Here is a 25,102-nt window from a genome sequence, read left to right on the forward strand (position 1 = left end):
TTATAAAAAAAATTATTTATCCGTTTTTTCATTCTCGATATAATTTTTAACAATCTCTAAAAATTCCTCTTTGGTTAAATAACGTTTAAGATATTCTTCAAAAGTTCCTTCATTTTCAATCTCACTAAAAAATACTTCGTGATCGGTAGAGTAAACTGTCGGATTTTCAGGATTTGGATCTGTTAGACATATAAAGAAGTGATCAGGATATCCGTATGAATAACAAATACAGATAAAATCTAAATCTCCGCCTTTGACAACTTCTCTTATTTCACTTTCTTCTACTAAACCGTCAAGTTCTTCAAAATCTTTTGTACCTTCTTTAAAAGGGGTGAAAAGAAAATTTCTATAAAAATCCTGTCCGTAAGGTAGTTCATGATCAGAGAAAAAATGATTTAATAATCGGTCATAAAATTCCTTTTTATTATCCAGATACAATTCACGGTTATTGGCATAAAATTCATCAATTCCGTATAACTCATCTTCATAATAATCTGTATATAAAGGGTGACTGAATTCAATTGACTGTAAGTCTTCTTGTAATGAATTTCCTTTTACTTTATCGATATTTCCACCCAGTTGCTGGATGCGATCTAATATTTCTTTTTTCATAGATATGAGTTTATAATTTAATCTCCGCATGCGATATCATTAAATACTTTGGTTTTAGAATGATTAGTGCTTTAACAAAAATAAGAAACCTTTTTAGAGAAATATCTTTCAAATTGTATAATTCTAAAGAACCTTTCCGAAATTTTATTCTTAACCTTTTGATAATATGATAAGTAGTTTAAATTTTTACTTTTATTTAAAATTTAAGTTATGGATGTCAATTGGAATGTAATAGCAATAGTTGTTGTACTGGTCATTATTTTAGTTGTTCTGACCGTGAGAAAAAATCTCAAAGAGAAAAAGAAATTGGAAAATCTGCTGAATAACGATTTCAAAAAAGCAGAAAAAGTCGATGTTGATGCTGATGATTCGGCTAATGAAAAGTAACGATAGATTTGTCATTTCGAGGAACGAGAAATCACACTAGAAATTCTACAAAGTAAATCGCCAATCTTTGTCGAATCCCGAGTGTGATTTCTCGTTCCTCGAAATGACAAAATTGCGAAACCATAGGAAAAAAATAACCCTTGTGAAACGGAATTTACAAGGGTTTTAATTTTTGTGGAGAATATCGGATTCGAACCGATCACCTTCCCGATGCATCGGGATACTCTAGGCTTTTGTTTTAATAAGGTCTTCAATATATTTTCGGCTTTTCATTTTCTTGATTTGCAATTCTCTTTTGCAAGCTTCGCTTCTTGTAGAAAAAGTTTCAAAATACTTAAGTTCCCAGTCTTTGACCGATTTTGTAAAAGTGCTTCTGCTGTTTAAATGATCTAGCAAGCGTTTTTCAATATCTTGACAAGAGCCAACATAGTATTTATTGAGTGTTTTAGAAAATATGATATAAATGTAAAACATAAGGTAGGATGCTAAAAAAAAATACCCAAACAGAAATTGAATTTGTTTGGGTATTTTTTTGAATTATTAGTGGAGAATATCGGATTCGAACCGATCACCTCTACGCTGCCAGCGTAGCGCTCTAGCCAAATGAGCTAATCCCCCAAATGTGTTAGCAAATAAAGTCAAATATTTTTCAAAAAACAAATTTCAAATAGCTTAAGCCGAATTATTTTTCAAAAGCGTAACTTTACGTTTAAAACTATTTTTATGAGTTCAGAAAAATCAAACGGAAGCTTAGAAACTTCTTTTCAAAATACAATTGCGGTTGTTGAATTTGGACACCCAGCAAGTAATTCTTTTCCTCGTACACTGCTCGATCAGCTGACGACAGAAATTAATTCGCTCAGCAGAAACGAGAATATTTCGGTTATTATCTTAAAAAGTCAAGGCGAAAGAACATTTTGTTCAGGTGCTTCATTTGATGAACTTTTGCAAGTTCAGGATGAAGAACAGGGGACGGAGTTTTTTTCAGGATTTGCACATCTAATCAACGCTATGCGCAATTGCAATAAATTGATTATCGGAAGAGTGCAGGGCAGGGCTGTTGGTGGAGGGGTCGGAATTATTTCTGCCTGTGATTATGTTTTTGCGACACCAGAAAGTGCTGTGAAACTTTCAGAATTAGCAATCGGAATTGGTCCATTTGTGATTGAGCCAGCGGTTTCGAGAAAAATAGGAAAAGCGGCTATGACAGAAATGACGCTTTCAGCACACGAATGGAAATCGGCAGAATGGGCGTTGCAGCATAAATTGTATTCTGAAATTCACAGCAGTGATAAATTGGATGAAGCAGTAGAAAATTTCGCCAAACGATTAAGTTCATACAACCCAGAGGCTTTGTTTCAAATGAAGAAAATTATCTGGGAAGGAACAGAACAATGGGAATCGATTTTGTTTGAACGCGCTGCAATTACGGGAAAACTTGTATTGTCAGATTTTAGTCGAAATGCTTTGCTTCAGTTTAAGAAATAGGTATGATATAAGTCATTGATTTTAGACAAATAGTGACATAGTTTTGAAAAATGTTTTAAAATCATTTTTCACTTAAATAAATTATTGAACATGACAATTATTTCCTTATTTCAAAAAGTAGATATTGCAGAAAAAATTAAAGATGCTCCAGATAGTGGTTATCAAATTGGTGTAGTCATTGGATCTTTCATTCCGTTTCTGGTTTTGGGCGGTATTGCTTTATTGATGTATCTTAGAGCTAAAAAAAGAGCTAAAAACGGCAATTAATTTGTAATTTTGCAACCTTAAAATTAAAAATCGATGAGTAAAATCAGAATTACAAAACAATTTAACTTCGAAACCGGTCATGCTTTGTATGGTTACGACGGAAAATGTAAAAACGTTCACGGACACAGTTACAAATTATCAGTAACCGTTATTGGTTCGCCGATCACTGACCGGTCGAATGTAAAATTCGGTATGGTAATCGATTTTTCTGATTTAAAGAAAATTGTAAAAGAGGAAATCGTTGATCAATTTGATCATGCAACAGTTTTTAATGAAACAACGCCGCATGTCGAATTGGCAAATGAATTGAAAAATCGCGGACATCATGTTATTTTGGTAGATTATCAGCCGACAAGCGAAAATATGGTGATTGATTTTGCTAGCAGAATCGTTGCGCGCCTGCCAGAAGGAATCTCTCTTTTCTCATTGAAACTTCAGGAAACAGAATCTTCATTTGCAGAATGGTATGCATCGGATAATTTATAAAAAAGTTAGAAGTTAAATTTTATAAGTGAGACGTTAAAGTCGAAATGAAATTCATATAACTTCGAAAGCCTAACACATAACCCTTAACTTATAACTTCCAACTTCCCTCAATGAAAAAAATATATTTTGCTTCCGATCAGCATTTTGGTGCGCCGACTCCGGAATTAAGTCTTCCGCGAGAAAAAAAATTCGTTGCTTGGCTGGATGAGGTAAAAGAAGATGCAGAAGCTATTTTTCTTTTGGGAGATTTGTTTGATTTTTGGTTTGAGTATAAAAAGGTCGTGCCGAAAGGTTTTGTACGTATTTTGGGCAAACTGGCTGAAATTCGCGACAGCGGAATTCCGATTTACTTCTTCGTCGGAAACCATGATTTATGGATGAGCGATTATTTTGAAACCGAATTGAATATTCCAGTTTATCACGACAACAAAGAATTTACTTTTAACGGAAAAACCTTTTTAATCGGTCACGGAGACGGAAAAGGTCCCGGTGACAAGGGATACAAAAGAATGAAAAAGGTTTTTACAAATCCGTTTTCAAAATGGCTTTTCCGTTGGCTTCATCCCGATGTGGGTGTGAGTCTTGCACAGTATTTGTCGGTTAAAAACAAATTAATTTCGGGAGCAGAAGACGTTACGTTTTTAGGTGAAGAAAACGAATGGCTTATTCTGTATGCCAAGCGAAAGCTAGAAACCAAACATTACAATTATTTTGTTTTCGGACATCGTCATCTTCCGATGATTCACCCTGTAGGTGAAAATTCAGAATACGTAAATCTGGGCGACTGGATTGGATATTTTACCTATGGTGTTTTTGATGGGGAGAAATTTGAACTTAAAAAATTCGAAAAATAATTACTTTTTAGTATTCGCATAAATTCCGATTTTATGTGTTCTCAGAATATAATTTGATAACTTTTTGTTGTTTGAAAGCTGAAAATTTATTGCATTTGAGGCTTTTTTCGGCATATGGCATTCTACGCAGTTATCGGTCAATAAATTTCTAGGCATAGATTTGAGTGTTTTGTCAGAATGTTTCATTGTCTGATGACAGCTCATGCAGATTTTCGAATACGAAGTCATATTTTTTGAAGCATTATCGTGTGGATTATGACATGTAATGCAATCCATTTTTTCACTGCTTATAAAACATTTGCTCTGTGCCATTAAACGAAATTGATTTCCATGAACATCAAATTGTGCCGTATCGTTTATACTTCTGGTTTCGCGGTAAAAATCAGATAGATTATTTCCGGGTTTAAAATCAAAGCGCGATTTGAGTTTCATTCCGTCATTTCCTGCATGGCACAACGCGCAGGCATCTAGTTTTTGCTGGCGGTTTAATGTTTTAAAGCTTGTAATGCTGTTGGCTATTTTTACATTTGGATTTTTTAGATGAAATTCAGTATGTTGTTTTGCTGGACCATGGCAACGCTCACAATCAATTCCGTAAACAATGGTTTTTTTGTCAATTATATCTTCGACATCCATTGCCATGAAATTTTTCTCTGCAGAATTTTGGTTTACGATTCTGCTGCTTGCGTTTGAACTGTGACAGGTATAACAATCTTTTACAACCATTCGGTCAAAATAAGGTTTGTCTGCCGGAAATCCCGGACTTGTGCCCCAATTGTTTATAGAATGATAAAAAGAAACGGGAAGTTCGTAAGTGTTATTGTTTTTCCAATAAACAGAAGTTTGGGCGTGTTTGATGCCAAAAACAATGTCAAATTTATATCTCGAAGTTTCTTTGCCGTTTTGGTATAAAACCTGATACAAGCTGTCACCGTCTTTTTCCATGACCAGTTTGGTGTTTTTGTCGTAGATAAAGGTATGGTCGCCAGAATCAAAATTGCCGGAAACATTTCCTAAAACGGCAGGAGCTGTTGCTTTAAAATGGGAACTTTTGATTGCCATGTCATATTGTGTTTTATGACATTGAATGCAACTTTCTGAACCCGCATAATCGGTGCCACGCGGATCAATATATTCTTCTGATTTGGAATTGCAGCTTGAAATAAAAACTGCAAACAGAGAAACAAGTAGAGATGCAAATTTTTTCATTGTTGTAAATATACTTTTTTTTGATTTGAATCAAAATATATTTCAATAATGAAAAAATGTTGTTAAAATGTTAGAATGTTTCTTGTGCTAACCAAATTATGTTTTATTCCGATGCGCTTTGGCATAGTCGGTATTAATTCATTCCAACACCATAAATATATTCTCCCAATTCGATTTTAAACAAAGAACCTTCAACCAAATCCTTAATCGATTTTAATTCGGTCATCGAAACGGCTAAATCTATTGAATTGCATGGCGTTTTCAGTAAGAATTTATGACAAGAATATTTCATTTCACAAGCTTCACAACAAGTATTTTCAATCATACTGTCTTCAATTAAATCACAAAACTGATTTAATTCTGATACCGTGAAATAAAATCCTGTTTCTTTAAAAACCAACTGAATTTTATCTAAAATCGGCTGACTGTTTTGTTTCCAGTAAAAGGCGATTCCAAAGTTATTATGATATATCTGCTCAATTTCTCTCATCGTAAATACTTTTATTGCAACAAATATAAATATTATTTATATTAATTCTAAATAAAAAAATCTTAAAATGTGAAAAAATAAAATCATATGAGTGATATAAGTTAATTAAAGCTTGACGGAATTTTTTGGTAAAACTAACTTATATCATTAAAGCGATAAAAAAGCTATTTAAGCCATTTTTTTAAATTCAGAAGAAATTTATTCTGCTGGTCCACAAACAAATAGTGTGAACAGTTATCTAGAAGAGCAAAATTGTTAGCGCCAGTTAATTCTCTAATTGATTTTATTTGTTTTGATGAAAAAATACCGTCTTGTTTTCCGTAAATGGCAAAAATTGGAACTTTTGAGGCTTTAATTTCCTTTAAAAAAGGTCTGCTGTCAATATTGTTTTGCTTTTCATTTTGATAGAAAAGAAGGGGAGCATTTTTGTTTCGGATATTGGTTTTATAAAATTCTCCAGATTCGTAAGCGGCATATAATTTTTTAGATTCAGTTGTTGGATTTGGCATTTTAAAGTAATTTTCATCACTTGCCAAATCAAAACAATGTTTTCTATATCCTGCAGAGTTTTTATCCAGTTTTTCTATGTAAGCTATTTTATTAAGCGTTTTAGAATCGCCGTCGTGTATTTTTTTAATGGAATTTAAAATATGGTCATATGTTTCCTGTTGTGAAAACAAAGCGCCAGCCAAAACCAAAGCACTTACATTTTGTGGATATTTATGAGCATAAAGTGTGGCAACCAAACCGCCGAAACTATGACTAAGTAAAACAGCTTTTTTTAAATGATATTTTGAATAGATAAGATTTAAATCCCGAAAAGCTTCTTCGTAAGTGAAAGTGGCGTTAGGATCAGCCGATCTTCCTTCGCCTCGACGATCGTAAGCAATTACATGAAATCCTAGAGATGCTAGATTTTGTGCCGTAGTTCCTTCAAACAATGTAGCATTACCGCTTGGACCGCCATGGATGAAAATGATAGCTTTGTTTTTTGCATTTCCATAAGTTTTGATGTAGAGATCTTGCGCCTTTACGAAAAGAGAAAAGATGCAGCATATTGAAAGAAAAAATGATTTCATCTATTCCAGTTTATGATGGTCGTCCATATCTCTTTGAAGGTCAAGATTTCTAAAGGTTGGTGATTTTAATGCCGTTACAATCACGGTAAACAACGTAACACTTCCTCCAAAAACGACCGAAACTACTGCTCCCATCAAACGGGCTGTTAAACCGCTTTCGAAAGCACCTAATTCATTTGAGGATCCAACAAAAATCGAATTTACGGCACCAACACGTCCGCGCATATGATCAGGAGTTTTAAGCTGCAAAATCGTCTGACGGATTACAACAGAAATTCCATCCGCCAATCCGCTTAGGAATAATGCAAAAACAGAAAGCCAGAAAGAAATCGAAAGTCCAAATAAAATAATTGATAAACCAAAAATAAAGATGGCTACCAAAAGCTTCTTTCCTGCATTTTTATATAATGGGACATAAGCAGAAACAAACATTGTAATAAAAGCGCCCACAGCAGGAGCAGCTCTTAAAATACCAAAACCTTCGGAACCGACTTTTAAAATGTCTTGCGCAAAAACCGGAAGCAGTGCCACTGCTCCTCCAAAAAGAACTGCAACCATATCTAATGTTAAAGCGCCTAATACCGTTTTGTTTTTAAATACAAAAGTCAAACCTTCGGTAAGACTGTCAGATATTGATTCGCCTATTTTAGGGTTTAAGATGGGTTTTTTACTGATCTGCGATAAGGCAATTAAAGAAAGAATGGAACATCCGAAAACAAGGCACATTGACCAGTGAACACCAATCCAGTTGATAGAAAAACCAGCCAAAGCAGGTCCCATTACAGCGCCAATCTGCCAAACAGAACTGCTCCAGGTCGCCGCATTTGGATATACTTTTTTAGGAATGATTAAAGATAAAAGCGAGAAAATAGTAGGACCTAAAAAGGCTCTTACAATACCGCCAAGAAAAACAAGAAAATAAATCAAGCCCAATACGCCTGATTTAGAAAGTCCCCCAGAAAATTTCGGCCAGGTCAATAAAAACAATCCAAGACTGATTACTGAAAACCCAAGAATACATTTTACCAACATTCCTTTTTTCTCTCTCTGGTCTACAATGTGGCCTGCGAAAAGAGCCATTAGAATTGCCGGGATTACTTCCATCAAACCAATAAAACCTAAAGAAAGAGGGTCTTTTGTTAAGCTGTAGACTTCCCATTCAATTACAATAAACTGCATGGACCAGGCAAAAACCATTGCAAAACGCAATAATAAAAAAACGTTGAACTCTCGATAGCGGAGTGCCTGATAGGGATCCGGTTTGTTGGATTTAGTTGTCATTTGTTCTAATGTCTTTCAGCATAAGCTGTGTTGTAATATTTCCATTCCATTCATTTTCAGAAATGCAATAAGCAATTTGAAACGAATTTTGATTTTGTGCTAAACCTAATTTTTTTCCGAGACCAAAACCAATCGAAGAAATTCCTTCTGAATTGTTTTGTTTCACAAAGAGTCTTAAGTGTTCGTCTTCTGAACCTAGTGTTTTGGCGTAACCAGTATCTTTTACATTTGAAGTCATAAAAACAGGTGTCATGTTCTGTGGGCCAAAAGGCTCAAATTGTTTCAGAATCCGAATAAGTTTTGGAGAGATGTCCGTAAAATCAATTTCGGCATCAATTTCGATTTCTGGTATTCGCATTTCGGGCAGAATGGTGCTTTCCACGCATTTTTCGAAAGCATCTTTAAAAGCTTCATAATTTTCGGCTTTTAATGTCATTCCGGCAGCATACATATGTCCTCCAAATTGTTCTAAATGTTGAGAACAAGCATCAAGGGCATTGTAAACATCAAATCCTTTTACGGATCGGGCAGACGCTGCATATTTATCGCCGCTTTTGGTAAAAACCAAAGTCGGGCGGTAATAGGTTTCTATTAATCTCGAAGCTACAATTCCGATTACGCCTTTGTGCCAGTCTTCCTGAAAAACCACGGTACTAAAACGATCATGTTCGTTATTATCGAGAATCTGCTGAAAAGCTTCTTTGGTAATTTTTTTGTCCAGATCTTTTCGGTCAGCGTTGTACTGTTCAATTTCTGAAGCAAATTGTTGCGCTTGCTCAAAATCAAATTCGCTCAGCAATTCGACTGCATGATTACCGTGTTTGATTCTTCCGGCCGCATTGATTCTTGGCGAAATAATAAAAACAACATCGGTAATGTCTAAAACTTTCTTTTTTACCTGATGTACAAGAGCCTTGATTCCCGGGCGTGGTTCGGTATTGATTACTTTTAATCCGAAGTAGGCCAGAACGCGATTTTCTCCTGTAATCGGTACAATATCGGCCGCAATCGCCGTAGCGACCAAATCCAGATACGGAACTAAATCTTCTACGGTTTCGTTTTTATTTTGTGCTAAAGCCTGAATCAGTTTAAAACCAACACCGCAACCGCACAATTCATCATAAGGATAAGAACAATCTTCTCTTTTCGGGTCTAAAACAGCAACCGCATCAGGAAGTTTTTCTCCAGGTCTGTGGTGGTCGCAGATGATAAAATCGATGTTTTTCGCTTTCGCGTAGGCGATATGATCGATTGATTTAATGCCACAGTCCAAAGCGATGATTAAGGCAATTCCGTTATCATCTGCATAATCGATTCCTTTATACGAAATTCCGTAACCTTCGTCATAACGATCTGGAATGTAGGTGGCGACGTTTGGATAGTATGATTTTAGATAAGATGAAACCAGAGAAACGGCTGTCGTACCGTCGACGTCATAATCACCAAAAACCAAAATGTTTTCCTGATTTTCAATTGCCGATTCGATTCTTGCAACGGCTTTGTCCATATCTTTCATCAAATATGGATCATGAAGATGATCTAAAGACGGACGAAAGAAATTCCTGGCATCTTCAAAGGTTTCAATACCACGCTGAATCAAAAGTGAGGCTACAAAATCTTCTACATTAAGGGCTTGCGCCAAATGTTTGATTTTATCTTCAGAAGGTTTTTGTTTTAAGGTCCAGCGCATTTTTTAATTGTAGATTTTAGATCTTAGATTTCAGATTGTGGAAATCGTTTAATCTGGTTGGCAATTTTTAGCCACAGATTAAAAGGATTTAAAAGATTATTTTTTTGCCACGAATTACACGAATTTAATTCGTGCTAATTGGTGGAATTGCTTCGCCTGTTCGATTTCGCTCGGGTCGTGGCAACTTTTATGTTAATCTGTGTTAATCTTTTTAATCTGTGGCAGAATATTCGTTTTAAACTTTGACAAAGTTTTTAAGCGTTAGATTGCAGGCCTAGTAAAATCTAAAATCTACAATCTGAATTCTAAAATATATTACTTTGCTTCTAAAGCATTTCCTTCAAACTGAATTCCGTCCCAGCCTAAGTTGATGAAATTTCTAATATTTTGGTGATTGGTTCCGTTTGGATCGCCTAAAACTTCTTCAAAATAAAAAGCACCAAAACAAGCTAAAGTTTCGTCTTTGCTTAAGTTTTGCAGTTTTGCGAAAGAGAATAATTTACAAGAACCTGAATTTTCTCCAGCAGCATTGTGCTGTGTTCCGTTTTGAAAAGCAGTTGGAGTAAAGTTGTAATTTTCTTCGATTACGGCAATAGTTTCAGGAAATGTGATTTGTGTTGGAGTTTGTTTTACTTTTTCTAAAAAGGCTTGTACGCTCATGATTATGGTTTAGTTTTTTGACACAGATTAAAAGGATTAAAATGATTTTTTTAACCGCAAATTTGCTTCGCCTGTTCGCTATCGCTCGAGTCACAAATTCCCGCTAATTCAATTTGTGGAAATTTGTGAAATTTGTGGTTCATTTTTTTTAAATCGGGATATTCATTTTAATCTGTGGCTGAAATGATTATTTATTCTTCTTCATCCTTAGAAAACTTACTTTTCTTAGGTTCTTTTGTTATTGTTTTTCCAGCAACAACTACGACGATTTCGCCACGCGGCGCTGTTTTTTCGAAATGCGCTAAAACTTCTTTGGCGGTTCCGCGTACATTTTCTTCATGTAATTTTGATAATTCTCTCGAAACGCAGACTTGTCGGTCTTCTCCAAAATACTGAACAAACTCGCTTAAAGTTTTAACGAGCTTATGTGGGGAAACGTATAAAATCATAGTTCTGGTTTCTTCGGCCAAAGCCAAAAAACGGGTCTGACGTCCTTTTTTGTCAGGAAGAAAACCTTCAAAAACAAATTTGTCATTTGGAAGTCCGCTGTTTACTAAGGCCGGAACAAAGGCAGTAGCACCTGGAAGGCATTCTACTTCGATTTTATTTTCAACGCAGGCACGAGTCAATAAAAAACCTGGATCCGAAATTGCTGGGGTTCCTGCATCCGAAATTAAAGCGATCGTTTCTCCAGCTTTTAATCTTGCAATCAGATTTTCGGTCGTTTTATGTTCATTGTGCATATGATGGCTGTGCATGTGCGTGCCGATTTCAAAATGCTTCAACAATTTTCCGCTGGTGCGGGTGTCCTCAGCCAAAATCAAATCGACTTCTTTTAAAACCCGAATGGCTCTAAAAGTCATGTCTTCAAGATTGCCGATTGGCGTGGGAACGATATATAATTTTGACATAATTTTTGTGAAATGTAAAAGGTAAGTTGAACCGAATTAAAGGAATTTTTTCTCGATAATTCCCATAAAACGCTCTGCGTAATCATCTTTTCCTACCCAATTGTTGTAATCGGGTTTTACCATATTTTCGATAAAATCTTTTACTTCTGCGAACGAATCAAATGTCAGTAACTGATTTAAAACTCGGCTGTAATCTTCGGTGCTGTTTCCGAAAAGATTTTTGGTAAAAGCGATTCTGTCGTTCAAATCGATATGAAAACCTCGCGATAATTTTTCGTTTAAAGTAGCCGGTTTTGATTCGGTCTGGATTTTAGCGGCCGCAGTTTCTGCAGCTTTTTGTTCTTTCCACTCGGCAATGGTTGGGATAGGCGGAACATTTTGCACATTTTCAACTTTTACAAATTGAGCATCAGCATAATTTACTCCTAAATCCTCAAACATAATCGGGATTGGTGTGGCCTTAGATTCTGATTCCTTTTTTTCTTCTTCTACCTGTTTTGGCTCTTCTGTGAGTTCAAATGCAGGTTTGAAATCCGGAATCGGTTTTAAATCACTGAAAGTCCTAAATGAATTTTCGTCTTCTTTAACGACTTCTTCTTTTAGGTCGATTTCAGTTTCTTCAGCTTCTTCGTCTAAAGATTCATCTTCTAAAACATGAATAATCGGTTCTTCTTTGCTTTCGGCTTCAATTTCAGAAACTTCTTCTTCAGCGGTATCTTCAGTTTCGGTTTTTTCAACCGTAATTTCTTCAATTTCTGTTGCTGTAATTTCTGGTTCCGAAACGATTTCGGGAACAATTTCTTTAGCTGGCTCAGGAGTTTCAGTTTCAATCGCAACTGGAATTATTTCTTCTTTTTCGAAAATAGTCTCAATCTGCGATTCAATTTCGCTTTGTCCAATTGTAGGTTTCACACCTTCAAAGTTCTCATCTATAAATTTTAATACCGCTAATTTCTCATATAATTTCTGCGTTTCCAGATACAATTGATTGATATCGGATTTGTTCTTAAGTTTTAAAATTCGATGTGCAATGCTGATTAAATCGGCTTCCAATTTTTTTTTCATGACTATTGAAATTATAGTAAATAGGGTATTTTTAGTATATTCTCTAAATGATTTTCTTTATTCGTCGTTGAATTCTAAATCTTATTTTTTATTTCTGTTAATAAGACGTCGACGAATCTTCGATTTGATAAAAATTTTCTACTTTTGAAAAAGTGTAAAAACAGTAAAATTTTACACAGATTTATTACCAGTACAAAGTAATAAAAACTATTCATTTTTAAAGGCAGAAAAATACAAAATGTTTCTCGAAAATACAGTAAATCACAAAGAACAATTTGGGTGGATTGAAGTTATTTGTGGATCAATGTTTTCGGGTAAAACCGAAGAACTGATTCGCAGATTAAAGCGCGCGCAGTTTGCCAAACAAAGAGTCGAAATCTTCAAACCAGCTATTGACACCCGTTATCATGATGAAATGGTGGTGTCACACGATGCCAATGAAATCCGTTCGACACCCGTTCCCGCAGCTGCTAATATTCTAATTTTAGCACAAGGATGTGACGTAATCGGAATTGATGAAGCGCAGTTTTTTGATGATGAAATTGTCACGGTTTGCAACGATCTTGCCAATCAAGGAATTCGTGTAGTAGTAGCTGGACTTGACATGGATTTTAAAGGAAATCCGTTTGGACCTATGCCGGGGCTTATGGCAACAGCAGAATATGTTACCAAAGTACATGCGGTGTGTACACGAACAGGAAATTTGGCCAATTACAGTTTCAGAAAAACGGATAACGATAAATTGGTAATGCTGGGTGAAACCGAAGAATATGAGCCGCTTAGCCGTGCTGCCTATTTTAAGGCAATGAAGAAAAGTCAGGAAAAATAAATCTAAAGTTTTAACAAACAATGACAGAAAAGCAGAGCAGAAAAAAGCAGAATATAATACTCTTTACCGTAATCGGAATTGCAGCGGCACTGGCCGTTTTTTTTCAGTTTTATCTTTCTGAGAATGCCGATGAAGTAAATACTGAAATAACACAACTTGTTTCAAAATATAATAAAAATTGTCCATTGACGATTCAGCCAGGAATTCGTTTGGATAGTGTGAGTCTGCCCGAAAAACAAGTTGTTCGTTATAATTTGACATTAATAAATGTCGAAAAAGAAACAGCAGAATTAGACTTGATAGGTAAAGAAATTGGAGAAAGCATAATAAATACTGCCAAAGCAAATTCGGGACTTGAAGTTTTTCGTGAGAATGATTTTACGCTAATTTATCAGTACCGTGATAAAAAGAAAGCTTTTTTGTTTGATGTGAAAGTGCTTCCAGATCAATACAAATAAAAATAAGGCATCGATAAAAAAAACCGACAAATACTTGAAATCTGTCGGTTTTTTAATGGATTTATATTTCTTATATAGTTTGAGAAGAATTAAATCTTCTTTCTCATTCTCGCTACCGGAATATCCAGTTGTTCTCTATATTTAGCAATCGTTCTTCTTGCAATCGGATACCCTTTTTCTTTTAAGATTTCAGCCAATTGATCGTCTGGAAGCGGTTTTCTTTTATCTTCATCTTCAATTGTGTTTTGAAGGATTTTTTTAATTTCTAAAGTCGAAACATCTTCTCCTTGATCATTTTTCATGGCTTCAGAGAAGAATTCTTTAATAAGCTTTGTTCCATATGGCGTTTCAACATATTTACTGTTGGCTACACGCGAAATCGTCGAAATATCCAAACCAACCATATCTGCAATATCTTTTAAGATCATTGGTTTTAGCTTGGTTTCGTCGCCATCTAAGAAATATTCTTCTTGATAATGCATAATCGCATTCATCGTTACAAAAAGCGTTTCCTGACGCTGTCTAATCGCATCGATAAACCATTTAGCCGAATCTAATTTTTGTTTGATAAACTGAACCGCATCTTTCTGTGCCGTCGATTTATCTTTAGATTCTTTATACGTTTGCATCATTTCCTGATAATCTTTAGAAACGTGCAGCGAAGGAGCATTTCGTCCATTTAAAGTCAATTCCAATTCACCATCAACAATTCGGATAGCAAAATCTGGAACTACATTTTCTGTAACTTTATTGTTTCCTGCAAAAGACCCTCCCGGTTTCGGGTTTAATCTTTCAATTTCGTGAATTGCTTTTTTAAGCTGTTCATTAGAAACGCTGTATTTTTGTAAAAGTTTGTCGTAATGTTTCTTCGTAAAAGCATCAAACTGGTTTTCGATAATGTCAATGGCTAAATCAACATATTCGGTTGGTGTTTTGTGTTTTAATTGCAACAATAAACATTCCTGCAAATCGCGTGCACCAACTCCCGAAGGTTCCAATTCATGAATGACATGCAGCATTTTTTCGACCATTGCTTCATCAGTATAAATTCCCTGAGTAAAAGCCATATCGTCTACAATATCCGGAATGCTTCTACGGATGTAACCCATATCGTCAATACTTCCAACAAGGAATTCAGCGATTTCTCGCTCTTCATCGTTCAGAATAAAAGTATTCAACTGATTGATTAAATCCTGATGAAAACTAATTGGGGAGGCAAAAGGCGTTTCACGTTCTTCGTCTTCACTATAATTATTAACCTGAGTTTTGTAATCAGGTGTGTCGTCGTCGCTTAGATATTCGTCAATGTTAATGTCGTCTGCTTCGATTCTATCTGATTCTCCATCATCATAATCGTCGTATTCGTCGTTAGCATATTCGTCAGCTTCGTATTCGTCTTCTTTACCAGCTTCCAAAGCCGGATTTTCGTTCATTTCTTCTAATAAACGCTGTTCAAAAGCTTGCGTAGGCAATTGAATTAACTTCATCAGCTGGATTTGCTGTGGAGATAATTTTTGGGATAATTTTAAATTTAAAAATTGCTTTAGCATAGTTAAGGCGCTATTTTTTTGCCACTAAGGCGCTATTTCTGCCACTAAGACACAAAGGCGCAAAGTTTTTTTATTTTTTATTTGCCTTAAAAGGCTTGTTTTTAAAGTTTTTAAAATACTCTTTTTGTATTTATAAATCTTTTGATGCCACTCTTTATTAACGGAACGTTGAAATTAATTAAAAAGCCTAAATCTTTATTCAGTAATTTTAGCTGACTTATAATTTGTGCTTCCCAAACCGGATTTATTTGTTCAACGGCTTTTATTTCTATAATTATAGAATCTTCAATCAGTAAATCTAATCTTAATCCTTCGCTGAATTCAATTCCGTCATAAAAGATGGGAATATCAACTTGGCGTTTTACTTCAAGACCAGCTTTAGCGATTTCATGAGCTAAACAAACTTCATAAACTCTTTCTAATAGTCCAGGTCCAAGTTGTTTGTGAACCTTAAAGGCTGAGTTTACAATTATTTTTCCAATTTCTTCCGTTCTTTCTGAGAGCATTTTGTGTTTTTTTTGCCACGAAGACGCTAAGGCACAAAGTTTTTTTAAGTTTTTAAATCTTCACTAAAAAATTAAAATAATACTTGTGAATTTGTGTCTTCGTGGTATTATTTTAATTTTTTTGAGTCTTTAACTCAGTTAGTTTAAAAATAAACTTAGCGTCTTTGTGCCTTCGTGGCAAAACTTCCTAGAATTCCGCGCTACCCGGAGTTCTTGGGAAAGGAATTACGTCTCTAATGTTTGTCATTCCAGTTACAAACAATACCAAACGCTCAAATCCTAAGCCGAAACCTGCGTGAGTTGCAGAACCAAATCTTCTGGTGTCTAAATACCAGTATAATTCTTCTTCGTCGATTTCTAAGGCTTTCATTTTTTCAACCAAAACATCGTAACGCTCTTCTCTTTCAGAACCACCAACGATTTCTCCGATTCCAGGGAAAAGGATGTCCATTGCACGAACAGTTTCTCTTCCTGGTTCTGTATTGTCGTTCAAACGCATGTAAAACGCTTTGATGTTTGCTGGGTAATCGAATAAAATTACCGGACATTTAAAGTGTTTTTCTACTAAATAACGTTCGTGTTCTGATTGTAAATCAGCTCCCCATTCGTTGATGATATATTGGAATTTCTTCTTTTTATTTGGAGTTGAATCTCTTAAAATGTCAATTGCTTCTGTATAAGAAACACGTTTGAAGTTGTTCTCCAAAACGAAATTCAATTTCTCTAACAAACTCATTTCGCTTCTTTCAGCTTGTGGTTTTGATTTTTCTTCTTCTAAAAGCCTTCCTTCCAAGAATTTCAAATCATCTCCACAATTGTCTAAAGCATATTTAATAACGTACTGAATAAAATCTTCAGCCAAGTCCATGTTGTCATCAAGATTGTTGAAAGCAACTTCTGGCTCGATCATCCAGAATTCTGCCAAGTGGCGAGAAGTGTTTGAATTCTCCGCTCTAAACGTTGGTCCAAACGTATAAATCTGGCCCAAAGCCATTGCAAAAGTTTCCCCTTCTAACTGCCCAGAAACGGTTAAGTTTGTATGTTTTCCAAAGAAATCTTGTTTGAAATCGATGTTTCCTTCTTCAGTTTTTGGAAGATTATCCAAAGGCAAAGAAGTCACTTGAAACATCTCACCAGCACCTTCAGCGTCAGCTCCAGTAATAATTGGCGTGTTTACATACACAAATCCTTTTTCCTGAAAATATTTGTGAACCGCAAATGACAATACCGAACGCACACGCATAATCGCTCCAAAAGCATTAGTACGTACACGTAAATGTGCATTTGTACGTAAAAACTCTAAAGTATGTTTTTTAGGTTGCATTGGGAATTTTTCAGGATCAGAATCTCCAAGAATTTCCAATTTTGTAACCTGAATTTCATATTTCTGACCAGCACCTTTACTTTCAACCAAAGTTCCAATTACAGAAACTGCAGCTCCAGTCGTGATTCTTTTTAAAGTTTCTTCTGGAGTATTTTCAAAATCAACAACACATTGAATATTATTAATGGTAGAACCGTCATTTAAAGCGATGAACTGATTATTTCTAAAAGTTCTCACCCATCCTTTTGCATTCACTTCCTGTAACGTCGTCGTACTGTTTAATAAGTCTCTAACCTTTGTGTGTTTCATTTTTATATATAATTGATATTAAGTAATATTCATTTTGAACAACTGCAAATATAATCGATATTAATTAATTTTTGAAGCTGTTTTTCTGCACCCGAGCACAAATGTGCGAATTGGCGAAGCAATCCGCTATATCTTTTTCTTGCTAAAGGAGCAAGAAAAAGGATACCGCTTCTATCAGGGCTAGGGCAATCGGTTTCAAAAGAAGCAATTTCTCTTGTTTTTGTCATTCCGAGGAACGAGGAATCATACTAGTAATTTGGCAAAGAAAGTCGCCAATTTTTGTCAGATTTCGAGTTTTATTTGCTTTGCCTGGGTCTCCTTCGTCGAAATAACAGACTGTTCGGCCATTACATGTTATGCCATAAGTAATATATAAAATCATCTTCAAAAAAAATCACTGCTAAAATTGTTATTGAAAATGAAATAATAAATGCTTTACGGGTTTGATTTTTTACCAAAAGATTGGATTTTAGTAAAATGAATTTTAGTATAGCTCCTCCAATAATTGTATAAGTCAAAATAGACAAACAAAGGAATAGAATATGGATAAGCGTTAAAAATCGCGCTAATCCATATTGTCCTTCGGCTAAACAATTGCTACTATATAAAAAGAGTAATGCAATTGCTGTAATTCTTTTTTTTGGCATTTTAATTCGTGTCAATTCGTGAAATTTGTAGCAAACAAAACCTTATTTCTCCAAACTCTCCAATTCCTCTTTCTTCGTTTTCTTCTTCTCGAAAGTCAAAACCAGCGAAGGTAAAACAACCAAGTTAGCAAACATTGCAAAAACCAAAGTACAAGAAATTAATCCTCCTAAAGCGATTGTGCCGCTAAAACTTGAAAGTGTAAAAGTAGCAAAACCTAAAATCAGAACTACAGAAGTATAGAACGTACTCACTCCCGTTTCTCTCAAGGCACTGAAAACCGATTTCTTCACTTTTCCTTTATTTTGAATTAAGTCGTGTTTGTATTTTGCCATAAACTGAATCGCATTATCCACCGAGATTCCGAAAGCGATACTGAATACCAGAATCGTTGAAGGTTTTAACGGAATCCCGAAATAACCCATTAGTCCGGAAGTAATGCAAAGCGGTAATATATTCGTGATCAAAGAAGCCATTACCATTTTGAACGAACGGAATAAATACAGCATCAAAATTGCTATAGTTGCAATCGCAAAAAGCAAAGATTCGATTAAGTTGTGCGCTAGGTAGGTTGTTCCTTTTTGGAAAACCAATGCTTTTCCAGTAATCGTAACTTCGTAACGGTCGTTAGGGAAAATTTCGTTAATTTTTTTACGCAATTTCCCTTCTACTTTCGCCATTTCATCCGTTCCGATATCTTTCATGAAAGTCGTGATTCGGGCATATTGTCCAGTTGAATCAACATAGGCTTTCATTAAGTTTTCTTTGCTGTTTTTGGTTGCATTTTTAGCATAACCCAAAATAAAAGTCTGTTCCTGTGAAGTTGGCAATTGGTAATATTCAGGGTTTCCGTTGTAGAAAGCCTGTTTGGCATATTTGACCAAATTGACAACCGAAACCGGTTTTGCCAATTCTGGAATTTCAGAAATAGTATTCTGTAATTCATCCATTTTACGAATAGTAGCCGGCTTCATAACACCTTTTTTCTTTTTGGTGTCAATCATGATTTCCAGTGGCATTACACCATTGAATTCTTTTTCGTAAAATAAAATATCTTTAAAAAAAGAAGCACTTTTCGGCATTTCGCCAATCAAACTTCCCGACACTTTCATTTGTCTCACTCCATTCAAACTGATTACAAAAAGTACTGCGTAAATAATGTAAACGATTGTTTTTTTACCTTTCACAATAGTGGCAACAGTATTCAACAAAGTCGAAATGTACGTTTTATCTAAATGGTATAAGTGTTTTGCTTTTGGCAATGGCATAAAACTGTAGATAATTGGCACGATAAAAAGTGTCAAAGTATAAACAGAAAGGACGTTGATTGACGTAACCAAACCAAATTCAAAAAGCAATTCGTTTCCTGTAATCATCAAGGTTGCAAAACCAATCGCAGCTGTTAAATTGGTCATCAAAGTCGAAGAACCAATTTTTGAAATCACACGCTGTAATGCTTTTGCCTGATTGTTGTGCAACTTAATTTCCTGCTGGTATTTATTAATCAGGAAAATGCAGTTGGTAATTCCGATTACAATAATCAGCGGTGGAATAATAGCCGTTAAAATCGTGATTTTATAACCAAATAACCCAAGTGTTCCAAACGACCAGGTTACGCCGACAATTAAAATACAGATCGAAATAAAAGTAGCTCTGAACGAACGGAAAAAGAAAAAGAAAATCAACGAAACCGTCAATAAAGACGCTCCAATGAAAAGTCCGATTTCGCCTTTCATATTGTCCGCATTAATCGTACGGATGTACGGCATTCCCGAAACTTTAAGATCGATTCCTGTTGTTTTTTCGAATTTATCGATTTTTGGAACTAAATCATTTAAGATAAAAGTCTTTCTCTCAGCTGTATTTACCAACGCTTTGTTCATATAAATCGCAGAACGAACGCTACCACTTTCTTTATTAAACAATAAACCTTCGTAAAAAGGCAAATTGTGAAACAAATCGTACTGAACCGTTTTTAAGTAAGCCGGATCAAGCGCTTTGCTTTGTTCAATAAATGGTGCTAAAACAAATTTTTGGTTTACAGTATCTTTTTCCAGTTTCTTTAAGTCATTTAAAGAAATAACCAAATCTACTTCTTTAGCTTTTTTCAAGCCGTTCATTAATTCTGTCCAGGCAGCATAATTTTTCGGCGTAAAAAAGTTTTTATCCTGAAATCCGATTACGATAAGATTTCCTTCTTCCCCAAATTTATCTAAGAATTTTTGATAATCCTTATTCGCAATATGATCTTTCGGAAGCAGGTTTGCTTCAGTATAGGTCATAGAAAGGTTTTTCCATTGATAACCAAAGAAAATAGTTAAAGCGGAAAGGATAACTAGAATTGTTATTCTGTTTTTAAGTATGATTCGGGCCAATTTTTCCCAAAATCCAACTTGAACTGTGTTTTTCATAAAATCTTTAAAAATGGATGCAAATGTAGTGAAAAGTGCTAGAAATCATAAATAAACCATTGTATTTTACTTAACGTTAACACAAAAAAGCATAATGTTTAAAAAAGAGAAAATGTGTGCTTTTTATATTTTACTCGCAAGGTTTTCTCATATTTGCAATTAATTTATTAATACAAGAGAATTAAAAATGATGTATTCCAAACAGATTAAGTTTGTAACGATTGTCTTGAGTTTATTGTTGCTTTTATTTTCATTAACTCAAAATGCATTAATTGTAAATTACGGAGGAGAAACAAAAACAGGTGCGTCGTTTGACTATTTTTTTATGGGAGCAATCGCTTTTATGGGCGGTGGATTGTTTGAAGAAATTATTTGGCTTGCAAATCCATTGTGTTTATGTGCAATTATATATTTCTGGAAAAATGACCCAAGAGCTATTTCTCTGAGTTTATTAGCATCAGCTTTGGCAGTTTCTTTTTCTTTTTGGAGTGAAATTTTAGGAGCCGAAAGCGGAGCAATGGCTAAAATTATTTCTTTTGAGTTAGGATATTATCTTTGGATTTCTAGTATTTTAATTTTGACAATTGGAATTTTAATTCATTATAAAATGACAGTAAAGGGAAGTTTACAATCTTAAAAATATGGAGAACAACAATACCACAACGTTTATTTTTTTAGCGATTCTTTTTTTGCTGATTGTCATCATTTGTTTTATGATTTACCAATTGATGCAGGCCAAAAAAGCAAAAGAAGATGCCGAAAAAAGTTTTTATGCGCTTGAAGTAAAAGTAAATGATCTACAATTAGAAAATTTGGAGTCCAAACTGAATCCGCATTTGTTTAAGAATATTTTAAATTCGATTCAGTCGCATGCTTATCAGACTTATTTCGCTTTAGACAAATTAGCCAATGTTTTGGATTATATTTTATACGAAAGCAAAAAGAAATTCGTGACGGCAAAAGAAGAAATCAATTTTGCACTGAATCTAATCGAAATCAATAAAATTAAAATCAGTCCGCTTTTCGAATTGAAGATTAAAACGAATATCAACGAAGACGATAAATTGTACGATCAGCCGTTGTTGGCGCCTTTGATTTCTATTGATTTAATCGAAAATGCATTTAAACACGCCGATCTTCAAAGTGCCGATGCTTTTATTTCGGTTGTTTTTGAATTTAAAGACAATGCTTTTTTTATGACGGTTTCCAATAAAATCTCCGACAAAAAAGTGCTGAAAAAGGAGCGAAGCGGTTTTGGACATGCGACTTTAGAACATCGCCTTCGAATTATTTACAAGAATAATTTCAAACTCGATAAGTTTATAGAAAACGACATTTATATTGCTCATCTAAAAATAGATTTACTTGAATACAAAACTGAAATGCTTGCTTCTGGACGATGAGCTTCCGGGATTGACTTATTTGAAAATGCTTTGCGAACAAATTCCGGAACTGGAAATAGTCAAAACATTTAATAATCCTGAGAAACTTTTGTCTGATATTCCAGATCTGGATTTTGATCTCTTGATTTCTGATATCGAAATGCCGGGAATGGATGGCTTGCATCTGGCCGAAATGCTCGAAAATAAATTGGTGATTTTCTGTACAGCTTATAAAGATTACGCAGCCGATGCTTTTAATATCGATGCAGTAGATTATATCACAAAACCGGTAAAACTGGAACGTCTTCAAAAAGCCATTACAAAAGCTTTTGAACGTTTTGAGAAATCGGATAATTCCAGAAAGTTCATGCAACTGAATACTGATAAAGGGAAAACACTTTTGTATTTTAATAAAATTCAATACATCACAACAGCTGCAAGTGACAGTCGCGATAAAACAGTTTTGTTGGCAGATGGAAGTTTTCTGAATCTGAAAAACGTAAAATTCGACACCCTTTTAAATGAATTGCCTGATGCCGATTTTTGTAGAATTAACAAAAAAGAAATTGTGGCTGTAAAAGCGATAAAGTTCTTCAATCACAACGAAATTGTATTGCATCATTTAGAAGAAAACAATAAAAATACGGCCTTAATTTTAAGTGAAACGTATCGTTCTGATTTTTTGAAAAAGGTAAAAATATAACTTATTACAAAGTTTTTCCGACTTGTTACATACATTGAAAATTAGCTTGTAATTTGCTTTTTCGCTTAAAACTCAGTTCTGATATTTGCGGCAATAAATCTAAAGAACGAGTTATGAATAACATTAAAAACTCTGTATTTTACATTACAATTATTGGCGGTTTTACGGCGCTGATTTATTGGGTAATTTCAAAAGGTGCCGCATTAGAAGTGGGGCGCAACATCGTAAAAAAACAAATCGAAAGCAACCATTGGAATGATTTCCTAGATTCTATGGTTCATAATTTACAACATCCACTAGCTATTTTACTGGCTCAGATTGTGACTATTATTTTAGTAGCACGTTTGTTCGGATGGTTTTTCAGAAAAATTGGCCAGCCGTCTGTAATCGGAGAAATGATTGCAGGAATTGTGCTCGGGCCATCTTTGGTCGGAATGTATTTTCCTGAATTTTCGGCCGCTTTGTTTCCAAAAGAATCTTTAGGAAATCTACAGTTTTTAAGCCAGATCGGTTTAATTCTTTTCATGTTTGTAATCGGAATGGAATTGGACTTGAAAGTGCTAAAAAACAAAGCCCACGATGCGGTTGTAATCAGTCACGCGAGTATTGTAATTCCGTTTGCTTTAGGATTAACTCTAGCGTATTTTATATACCACACTTTTGCCCCAATTGGTGTTGAGTTTTCTTCTTTCGGATTGTTTATGGGAATCGCCATGAGTATTACGGCCTTCCCCGTTTTAGCAAGGATAGTTCAGGAACGTGGCATGCAGAAAACAAAACTCGGTACCATTGCAATTACTTGCGCCGCAGCCGATGATATTACAGCTTGGTGTATTCTGGCAGTTGTAATTGCGATTGTAAAAGCAGGTTCATTTACAAGTTCGTTATACGTAATTGGTTTAGCGATTTTGTATGTAATCATTATGTTGAAAATCGTTCGTCCGTTCTTGAAACGTGTCGGAGATTTAAATGCAACTCGCGAAAGTTTAAATAAACCAGTTGTAGCTATTTTCTTTATTACGCTTTTGATTTCTGCTTATGCAGCTGAATTAATTGGAATTCACGCTTTATTCGGAGCTTTCTTAGCGGGAGCAATTATGCCAGAAAACAATAAATTCAGAAACATATTTATTGAAAAAGTAGAAGATGTTGCCATTATCGTTTTATTGCCATTATTCTTCGTGTTTACAGGTTTGCGTACACAAATCGGATTGTTGAACGATCCTGGATTATGGAAAATTACAGGATTAATTATCGCAGTTGCCGTAGTAGGTAAATTCTTCGGAAGCGCTTTGGCAGCGAAATTTGTCGGACAGAATTGGAAAGATAGTTTGTCTATTGGAGCTTTGATGAACACACGCGGTTTGATGGAACTTGTAGTATTGAATATTGGTTATGATCTTGGTGTTCTTTCTACAGAAATTTTTACCATGATGGTAATTATGGCTTTGGTTACGACTTTTATGACAGGTCCGGCTTTAGATTTTATCGGATTTATTTTTAAAGATAAAGAAACAGCTGTGCCAGAAGAAATAGGAAATAAAAGCAAATACAAAATATTGCTTTCGTTTGCGACTCCTGAAAGAGGTAAAAAATTACTCAAAATAGCAAATAGTTTGGTCAAAAAACAGCCAGACAATTCGATTGTAACGGCGATGCATTTGTCGTTAAGCACAGAAATTCACTCTTTTGATGTGAAAGATCATGAAAAGAAGATGCTGGTTCCAGTTATAGAAGAATCGAATCGTTTGAATCAGAATATTGTTAGTCTTTTTAAAGTTTCTAACGATATTGATACCGATATTATCGATTCTGCAAATAATGGAGATTATGATTTGTTGTTGATCGGTTTAGGACAATCGATTTTTGATGGAACGCTTCTTGGAAAAATCCTTGGTTTTACAACTCGAATCGTCAACCCTGATCGTTTGATTGATAAGTTTACGGGAAAAGAAGGTTTATTCGAGAATAATCCTTTTGACGAAAGAACACGCCATATTATCGCAAAAAGCAAAATGCCGGTCGGAATTTTTATTGATAAAGATTTCAAAGACGTCAACCAGATTTTCATGCCTATTTTTGATAAAGAAGATGCTTTCTTGATTGATTATGCGAAAAAACTAATTAATAATAATGGTTCTCAGATTACGGTTCTGAATGCTGGCGCAGAAATAAAAAACACCAGAGAAATTCAAGAAAATATTCGTTCTATTGAGCAGATTGCCCCAAATCACATTATGATTATGAACGACAGAACGATTAAAAAAGAATTTTTAGAAAATCAGAATCTAATGATTATAAGTTTAGACAGCTGGAAAAAACTTATCGAATCTCAAAGTATCTGGTTGAATAATACACCTTCGGTTTTGATTTTGAAACCATAAATAGTTTAAATCTCAATTTTTAAAATCCAAATTCCAATTTTTACTGATTGGGATTTGGATTTTTTGTTTTTTCTATTCATGAAAATGATTTTTTTAGACTTGTAATTCCGCATCAACATTGG

26 protein-coding genes and 1 tRNA gene are annotated in these 25,102 nt (G+C 34.7%); 11 read left to right on the top strand and 16 right to left on the bottom strand.

Annotated elements, in window-relative coordinates; translation table 11 throughout:
• Window positions 1–12: 12 nt before the first annotated feature.
• Entirely contained in the window at window positions 13–612 is a 600-nt protein-coding gene (locus ACFFLS_RS00985) for a hypothetical protein (protein WP_379683733.1), read from the bottom strand.
• A gap of 210 nt (window positions 613–822) precedes the next feature.
• On the opposite strand from ACFFLS_RS00985, the gene ACFFLS_RS00990 reads away from it, so the two are divergent.
• Entirely contained in the window at window positions 823–999 is a 177-nt protein-coding gene (locus ACFFLS_RS00990) for a hypothetical protein (RefSeq protein WP_379683732.1), read from the top strand.
• 225 nt (window positions 1,000–1,224) lie between these two features.
• On the opposite strand, the gene ACFFLS_RS00995 is transcribed toward ACFFLS_RS00990, so the two are convergent.
• Complete coding sequence (locus tag ACFFLS_RS00995; protein WP_379683731.1) at window positions 1,225–1,473, bottom strand: GIY-YIG nuclease family protein; 249 nt, start codon at window positions 1,471–1,473, stop codon at window positions 1,225–1,227.
• A gap of 70 nt (window positions 1,474–1,543) precedes the next feature.
• Window positions 1,544–1,617: transfer RNA gene (locus ACFFLS_RS01000), tRNA-Ala, on the bottom strand.
• Window positions 1,618–1,722: 105 nt separating this feature from the next.
• Here ACFFLS_RS01000 and ACFFLS_RS01005 point away from each other — a divergent pair.
• The 4 genes from ACFFLS_RS01005 to ACFFLS_RS01020 all read left to right on the top strand — a co-directional run bounded on the left by ACFFLS_RS01005 (window position 1,723) and on the right by ACFFLS_RS01020 (window position 4,094).
• On the top strand, window positions 1,723–2,487 hold the full coding sequence (locus ACFFLS_RS01005) for an enoyl-CoA hydratase/isomerase family protein (protein ID WP_379683730.1): 765 nt from the start codon (window positions 1,723–1,725) through the stop codon (window positions 2,485–2,487).
• 90 nt (window positions 2,488–2,577) lie between these two features.
• A complete protein-coding gene (locus tag ACFFLS_RS01010; protein ID WP_379683729.1) occupies window positions 2,578–2,754 on the top strand; it encodes a hypothetical protein in 177 nt (58 codons plus the stop codon).
• 33 nt (window positions 2,755–2,787) lie between these two features.
• On the top strand, window positions 2,788–3,240 hold the full coding sequence (locus tag ACFFLS_RS01015) for a 6-pyruvoyl trahydropterin synthase family protein (protein ID WP_379683728.1): 453 nt from the start codon (window positions 2,788–2,790) through the stop codon (window positions 3,238–3,240).
• Window positions 3,241–3,350: 110 nt separating this feature from the next.
• The gene (locus ACFFLS_RS01020) at window positions 3,351–4,094 is read left to right on the top strand and encodes a UDP-2,3-diacylglucosamine diphosphatase (RefSeq protein ID WP_379683727.1); all 744 of its coding nucleotides are present in this window, start codon (window positions 3,351–3,353) and stop codon (window positions 4,092–4,094) included.
• Here the strand turns inward: ACFFLS_RS01020 and ACFFLS_RS01025 are convergent, their stop codons facing one another.
• The 8 genes from ACFFLS_RS01025 to ACFFLS_RS01060 all read right to left on the bottom strand — a co-directional run bounded on the left by ACFFLS_RS01025 (window position 4,095) and on the right by ACFFLS_RS01060 (window position 12,479).
• Window positions 4,095–5,303, bottom strand: coding sequence for a cytochrome c3 family protein (locus ACFFLS_RS01025; RefSeq protein WP_379683726.1), 1,209 nt, complete (start codon window positions 5,301–5,303; stop codon window positions 4,095–4,097).
• 133 nt (window positions 5,304–5,436) lie between these two features.
• Window positions 5,437–5,793, bottom strand: coding sequence for a hypothetical protein (locus ACFFLS_RS01030; protein WP_379683725.1), 357 nt, complete (start codon window positions 5,791–5,793; stop codon window positions 5,437–5,439).
• Window positions 5,794–5,957: 164 nt separating this feature from the next.
• Entirely contained in the window at window positions 5,958–6,872 is a 915-nt protein-coding gene (locus ACFFLS_RS01035) for an alpha/beta fold hydrolase (protein ID WP_379683724.1), read from the bottom strand.
• Window positions 6,873–8,153 carry an MFS transporter gene (locus tag ACFFLS_RS01040; protein WP_379683723.1) on the bottom strand — a complete coding sequence of 427 codons (1,281 nt, stop codon included), beginning with the start codon at window positions 8,151–8,153 and terminating at the stop codon, window positions 6,873–6,875. It lies immediately after the preceding gene.
• Window positions 8,143–9,843: a single-stranded-DNA-specific exonuclease RecJ gene (gene recJ, locus ACFFLS_RS01045; RefSeq protein WP_379683722.1), complete on the bottom strand. Its 1,701-nt coding sequence runs from the start codon at window positions 9,841–9,843 to the stop codon at window positions 8,143–8,145. Before recJ ends, ACFFLS_RS01040 begins: the two co-directional genes overlap by 11 nt.
• 315 nt (window positions 9,844–10,158) lie before the next feature.
• Window positions 10,159–10,503: a HopJ type III effector protein gene (locus tag ACFFLS_RS01050; RefSeq protein ID WP_379683721.1), complete on the bottom strand. Its 345-nt coding sequence runs from the start codon at window positions 10,501–10,503 to the stop codon at window positions 10,159–10,161.
• Between the two features lie 191 nt (window positions 10,504–10,694).
• The gene (rsmI, locus tag ACFFLS_RS01055; protein ID WP_379683720.1) at window positions 10,695–11,414 is read right to left on the bottom strand and encodes a 16S rRNA (cytidine(1402)-2'-O)-methyltransferase; all 720 of its coding nucleotides are present in this window, start codon (window positions 11,412–11,414) and stop codon (window positions 10,695–10,697) included.
• 36 nt (window positions 11,415–11,450) lie between these two features.
• Entirely contained in the window at window positions 11,451–12,479 is a 1,029-nt protein-coding gene (locus ACFFLS_RS01060; protein WP_379683719.1) for a DUF8457 domain-containing protein, read from the bottom strand.
• A 238-nt stretch (window positions 12,480–12,717) separates the two neighbouring features.
• Between ACFFLS_RS01060 and ACFFLS_RS01065 the strand changes: the two genes are divergently transcribed.
• Window positions 12,718–13,308: a thymidine kinase gene (locus tag ACFFLS_RS01065; protein WP_379683718.1), complete on the top strand. Its 591-nt coding sequence runs from the start codon at window positions 12,718–12,720 to the stop codon at window positions 13,306–13,308.
• Between the two features lie 20 nt (window positions 13,309–13,328).
• Window positions 13,329–13,766, top strand: coding sequence for a DUF8479 domain-containing protein (locus tag ACFFLS_RS01070; protein WP_379683717.1), 438 nt, complete (start codon window positions 13,329–13,331; stop codon window positions 13,764–13,766).
• Between the two features lie 89 nt (window positions 13,767–13,855).
• Here the strand turns inward: ACFFLS_RS01070 and rpoN are convergent, their stop codons facing one another.
• From rpoN to ACFFLS_RS01095, 5 genes are all read right to left on the bottom strand, one after another.
• Complete coding sequence (gene rpoN / locus ACFFLS_RS01075) at window positions 13,856–15,316, bottom strand: RNA polymerase factor sigma-54 (RefSeq protein WP_379683716.1); 1,461 nt, start codon at window positions 15,314–15,316, stop codon at window positions 13,856–13,858.
• 110 nt (window positions 15,317–15,426) lie between these two features.
• Window positions 15,427–15,822 carry a GxxExxY protein gene (locus ACFFLS_RS01080; protein ID WP_379683715.1) on the bottom strand — a complete coding sequence of 132 codons (396 nt, stop codon included), beginning with the start codon at window positions 15,820–15,822 and terminating at the stop codon, window positions 15,427–15,429.
• 187 nt (window positions 15,823–16,009) lie between these two features.
• Window positions 16,010–17,455, bottom strand: coding sequence for an asparagine--tRNA ligase (gene asnS / locus ACFFLS_RS01085; protein ID WP_379683714.1), 1,446 nt, complete (start codon window positions 17,453–17,455; stop codon window positions 16,010–16,012).
• Window positions 17,456–17,802: 347 nt separating this feature from the next.
• Entirely contained in the window at window positions 17,803–18,102 is a 300-nt protein-coding gene (locus tag ACFFLS_RS01090) for a hypothetical protein (RefSeq protein ID WP_379689086.1), read from the bottom strand.
• A 42-nt stretch (window positions 18,103–18,144) separates the two neighbouring features.
• Window positions 18,145–20,511, bottom strand: a complete 2,367-nt coding sequence (locus ACFFLS_RS01095) for an efflux RND transporter permease subunit (RefSeq protein WP_379683712.1) — start codon at window positions 20,509–20,511, stop codon at window positions 18,145–18,147.
• Window positions 20,512–20,698: 187 nt separating this feature from the next.
• Between ACFFLS_RS01095 and ACFFLS_RS01100 the strand changes: the two genes are divergently transcribed.
• From ACFFLS_RS01100 to ACFFLS_RS01115, 4 genes are all read left to right on the top strand, one after another.
• Window positions 20,699–21,148 carry a hypothetical protein gene (locus ACFFLS_RS01100; RefSeq protein ID WP_379683711.1) on the top strand — a complete coding sequence of 150 codons (450 nt, stop codon included), beginning with the start codon at window positions 20,699–20,701 and terminating at the stop codon, window positions 21,146–21,148.
• 4 nt (window positions 21,149–21,152) lie between these two features.
• Window positions 21,153–21,914 carry a sensor histidine kinase gene (locus tag ACFFLS_RS01105; protein WP_289663472.1) on the top strand — a complete coding sequence of 254 codons (762 nt, stop codon included), beginning with the start codon at window positions 21,153–21,155 and terminating at the stop codon, window positions 21,912–21,914.
• The gene (locus ACFFLS_RS01110) at window positions 21,877–22,596 is read left to right on the top strand and encodes a LytR/AlgR family response regulator transcription factor (protein WP_379683710.1); all 720 of its coding nucleotides are present in this window, start codon (window positions 21,877–21,879) and stop codon (window positions 22,594–22,596) included. Before ACFFLS_RS01105 ends, ACFFLS_RS01110 begins: the two co-directional genes overlap by 38 nt.
• 113 nt (window positions 22,597–22,709) lie before the next feature.
• Window positions 22,710–24,980: a cation:proton antiporter gene (locus tag ACFFLS_RS01115; protein ID WP_379683709.1), complete on the top strand. Its 2,271-nt coding sequence runs from the start codon at window positions 22,710–22,712 to the stop codon at window positions 24,978–24,980.
• Window positions 24,981–25,102 lie beyond the last annotated feature (122 nt).

The sequence above is a fragment of the Flavobacterium procerum genome, from assembly GCF_042431625.1.
Classification (GTDB): Bacteria; Bacteroidota; Bacteroidia; order Flavobacteriales; family Flavobacteriaceae; genus Flavobacterium; species Flavobacterium procerum.

Coding starts and splice junctions, on each gene's coding strand:
- ACFFLS_RS01020 (WP_379683727.1), top strand. CDS start 3,351: ATGAAAAAAATATATTTTGCTTCCGATCAGCATTTTGGTGCGCCGACT.
- rpoN (WP_379683716.1), bottom strand. CDS start 15,316: ATGCTAAAGCAATTTTTAAATTTAAAATTATCCCAAAAATTATCTCCA.
- ACFFLS_RS01035 (WP_379683724.1), bottom strand. CDS start 6,872: ATGAAATCATTTTTTCTTTCAATATGCTGCATCTTTTCTCTTTTCGTA.
- ACFFLS_RS01010 (WP_379683729.1), top strand. CDS start 2,578: ATGACAATTATTTCCTTATTTCAAAAAGTAGATATTGCAGAAAAAATT.
- ACFFLS_RS01115 (WP_379683709.1), top strand. CDS start 22,710: ATGAATAACATTAAAAACTCTGTATTTTACATTACAATTATTGGCGGT.
- rsmI (WP_379683720.1), bottom strand. CDS start 11,414: ATGTCAAAATTATATATCGTTCCCACGCCAATCGGCAATCTTGAAGAC.
- ACFFLS_RS01065 (WP_379683718.1), top strand. CDS start 12,718: ATGTTTCTCGAAAATACAGTAAATCACAAAGAACAATTTGGGTGGATT.
- ACFFLS_RS01095 (WP_379683712.1), bottom strand. CDS start 20,511: ATGAAAAACACAGTTCAAGTTGGATTTTGGGAAAAATTGGCCCGAATC.
- ACFFLS_RS01050 (WP_379683721.1), bottom strand. CDS start 10,503: ATGAGCGTACAAGCCTTTTTAGAAAAAGTAAAACAAACTCCAACACAA.
- recJ (WP_379683722.1), bottom strand. CDS start 9,843: ATGCGCTGGACCTTAAAACAAAAACCTTCTGAAGATAAAATCAAACAT.
- ACFFLS_RS01040 (WP_379683723.1), bottom strand. CDS start 8,153: ATGACAACTAAATCCAACAAACCGGATCCCTATCAGGCACTCCGCTAT.
- ACFFLS_RS00985 (WP_379683733.1), bottom strand. CDS start 612: ATGAAAAAAGAAATATTAGATCGCATCCAGCAACTGGGTGGAAATATC.
- ACFFLS_RS01070 (WP_379683717.1), top strand. CDS start 13,329: ATGACAGAAAAGCAGAGCAGAAAAAAGCAGAATATAATACTCTTTACC.
- ACFFLS_RS01105 (WP_289663472.1), top strand. CDS start 21,153: ATGGAGAACAACAATACCACAACGTTTATTTTTTTAGCGATTCTTTTT.
- ACFFLS_RS01030 (WP_379683725.1), bottom strand. CDS start 5,793: ATGAGAGAAATTGAGCAGATATATCATAATAACTTTGGAATCGCCTTT.
- ACFFLS_RS01090 (WP_379689086.1), bottom strand. CDS start 18,102: ATGCCAAAAAAAAGAATTACAGCAATTGCATTACTCTTTTTATATAGT.
- asnS (WP_379683714.1), bottom strand. CDS start 17,455: ATGAAACACACAAAGGTTAGAGACTTATTAAACAGTACGACGACGTTA.
- ACFFLS_RS01080 (WP_379683715.1), bottom strand. CDS start 15,822: ATGCTCTCAGAAAGAACGGAAGAAATTGGAAAAATAATTGTAAACTCA.
- ACFFLS_RS01025 (WP_379683726.1), bottom strand. CDS start 5,303: ATGAAAAAATTTGCATCTCTACTTGTTTCTCTGTTTGCAGTTTTTATT.
- ACFFLS_RS01005 (WP_379683730.1), top strand. CDS start 1,723: ATGAGTTCAGAAAAATCAAACGGAAGCTTAGAAACTTCTTTTCAAAAT.
- ACFFLS_RS01100 (WP_379683711.1), top strand. CDS start 20,699: ATGATGTATTCCAAACAGATTAAGTTTGTAACGATTGTCTTGAGTTTA.
- ACFFLS_RS01060 (WP_379683719.1), bottom strand. CDS start 12,479: ATGAAAAAAAAATTGGAAGCCGATTTAATCAGCATTGCACATCGAATT.
- ACFFLS_RS01015 (WP_379683728.1), top strand. CDS start 2,788: ATGAGTAAAATCAGAATTACAAAACAATTTAACTTCGAAACCGGTCAT.
- ACFFLS_RS00995 (WP_379683731.1), bottom strand. CDS start 1,473: ATGTTTTACATTTATATCATATTTTCTAAAACACTCAATAAATACTAT.
- ACFFLS_RS00990 (WP_379683732.1), top strand. CDS start 823: ATGGATGTCAATTGGAATGTAATAGCAATAGTTGTTGTACTGGTCATT.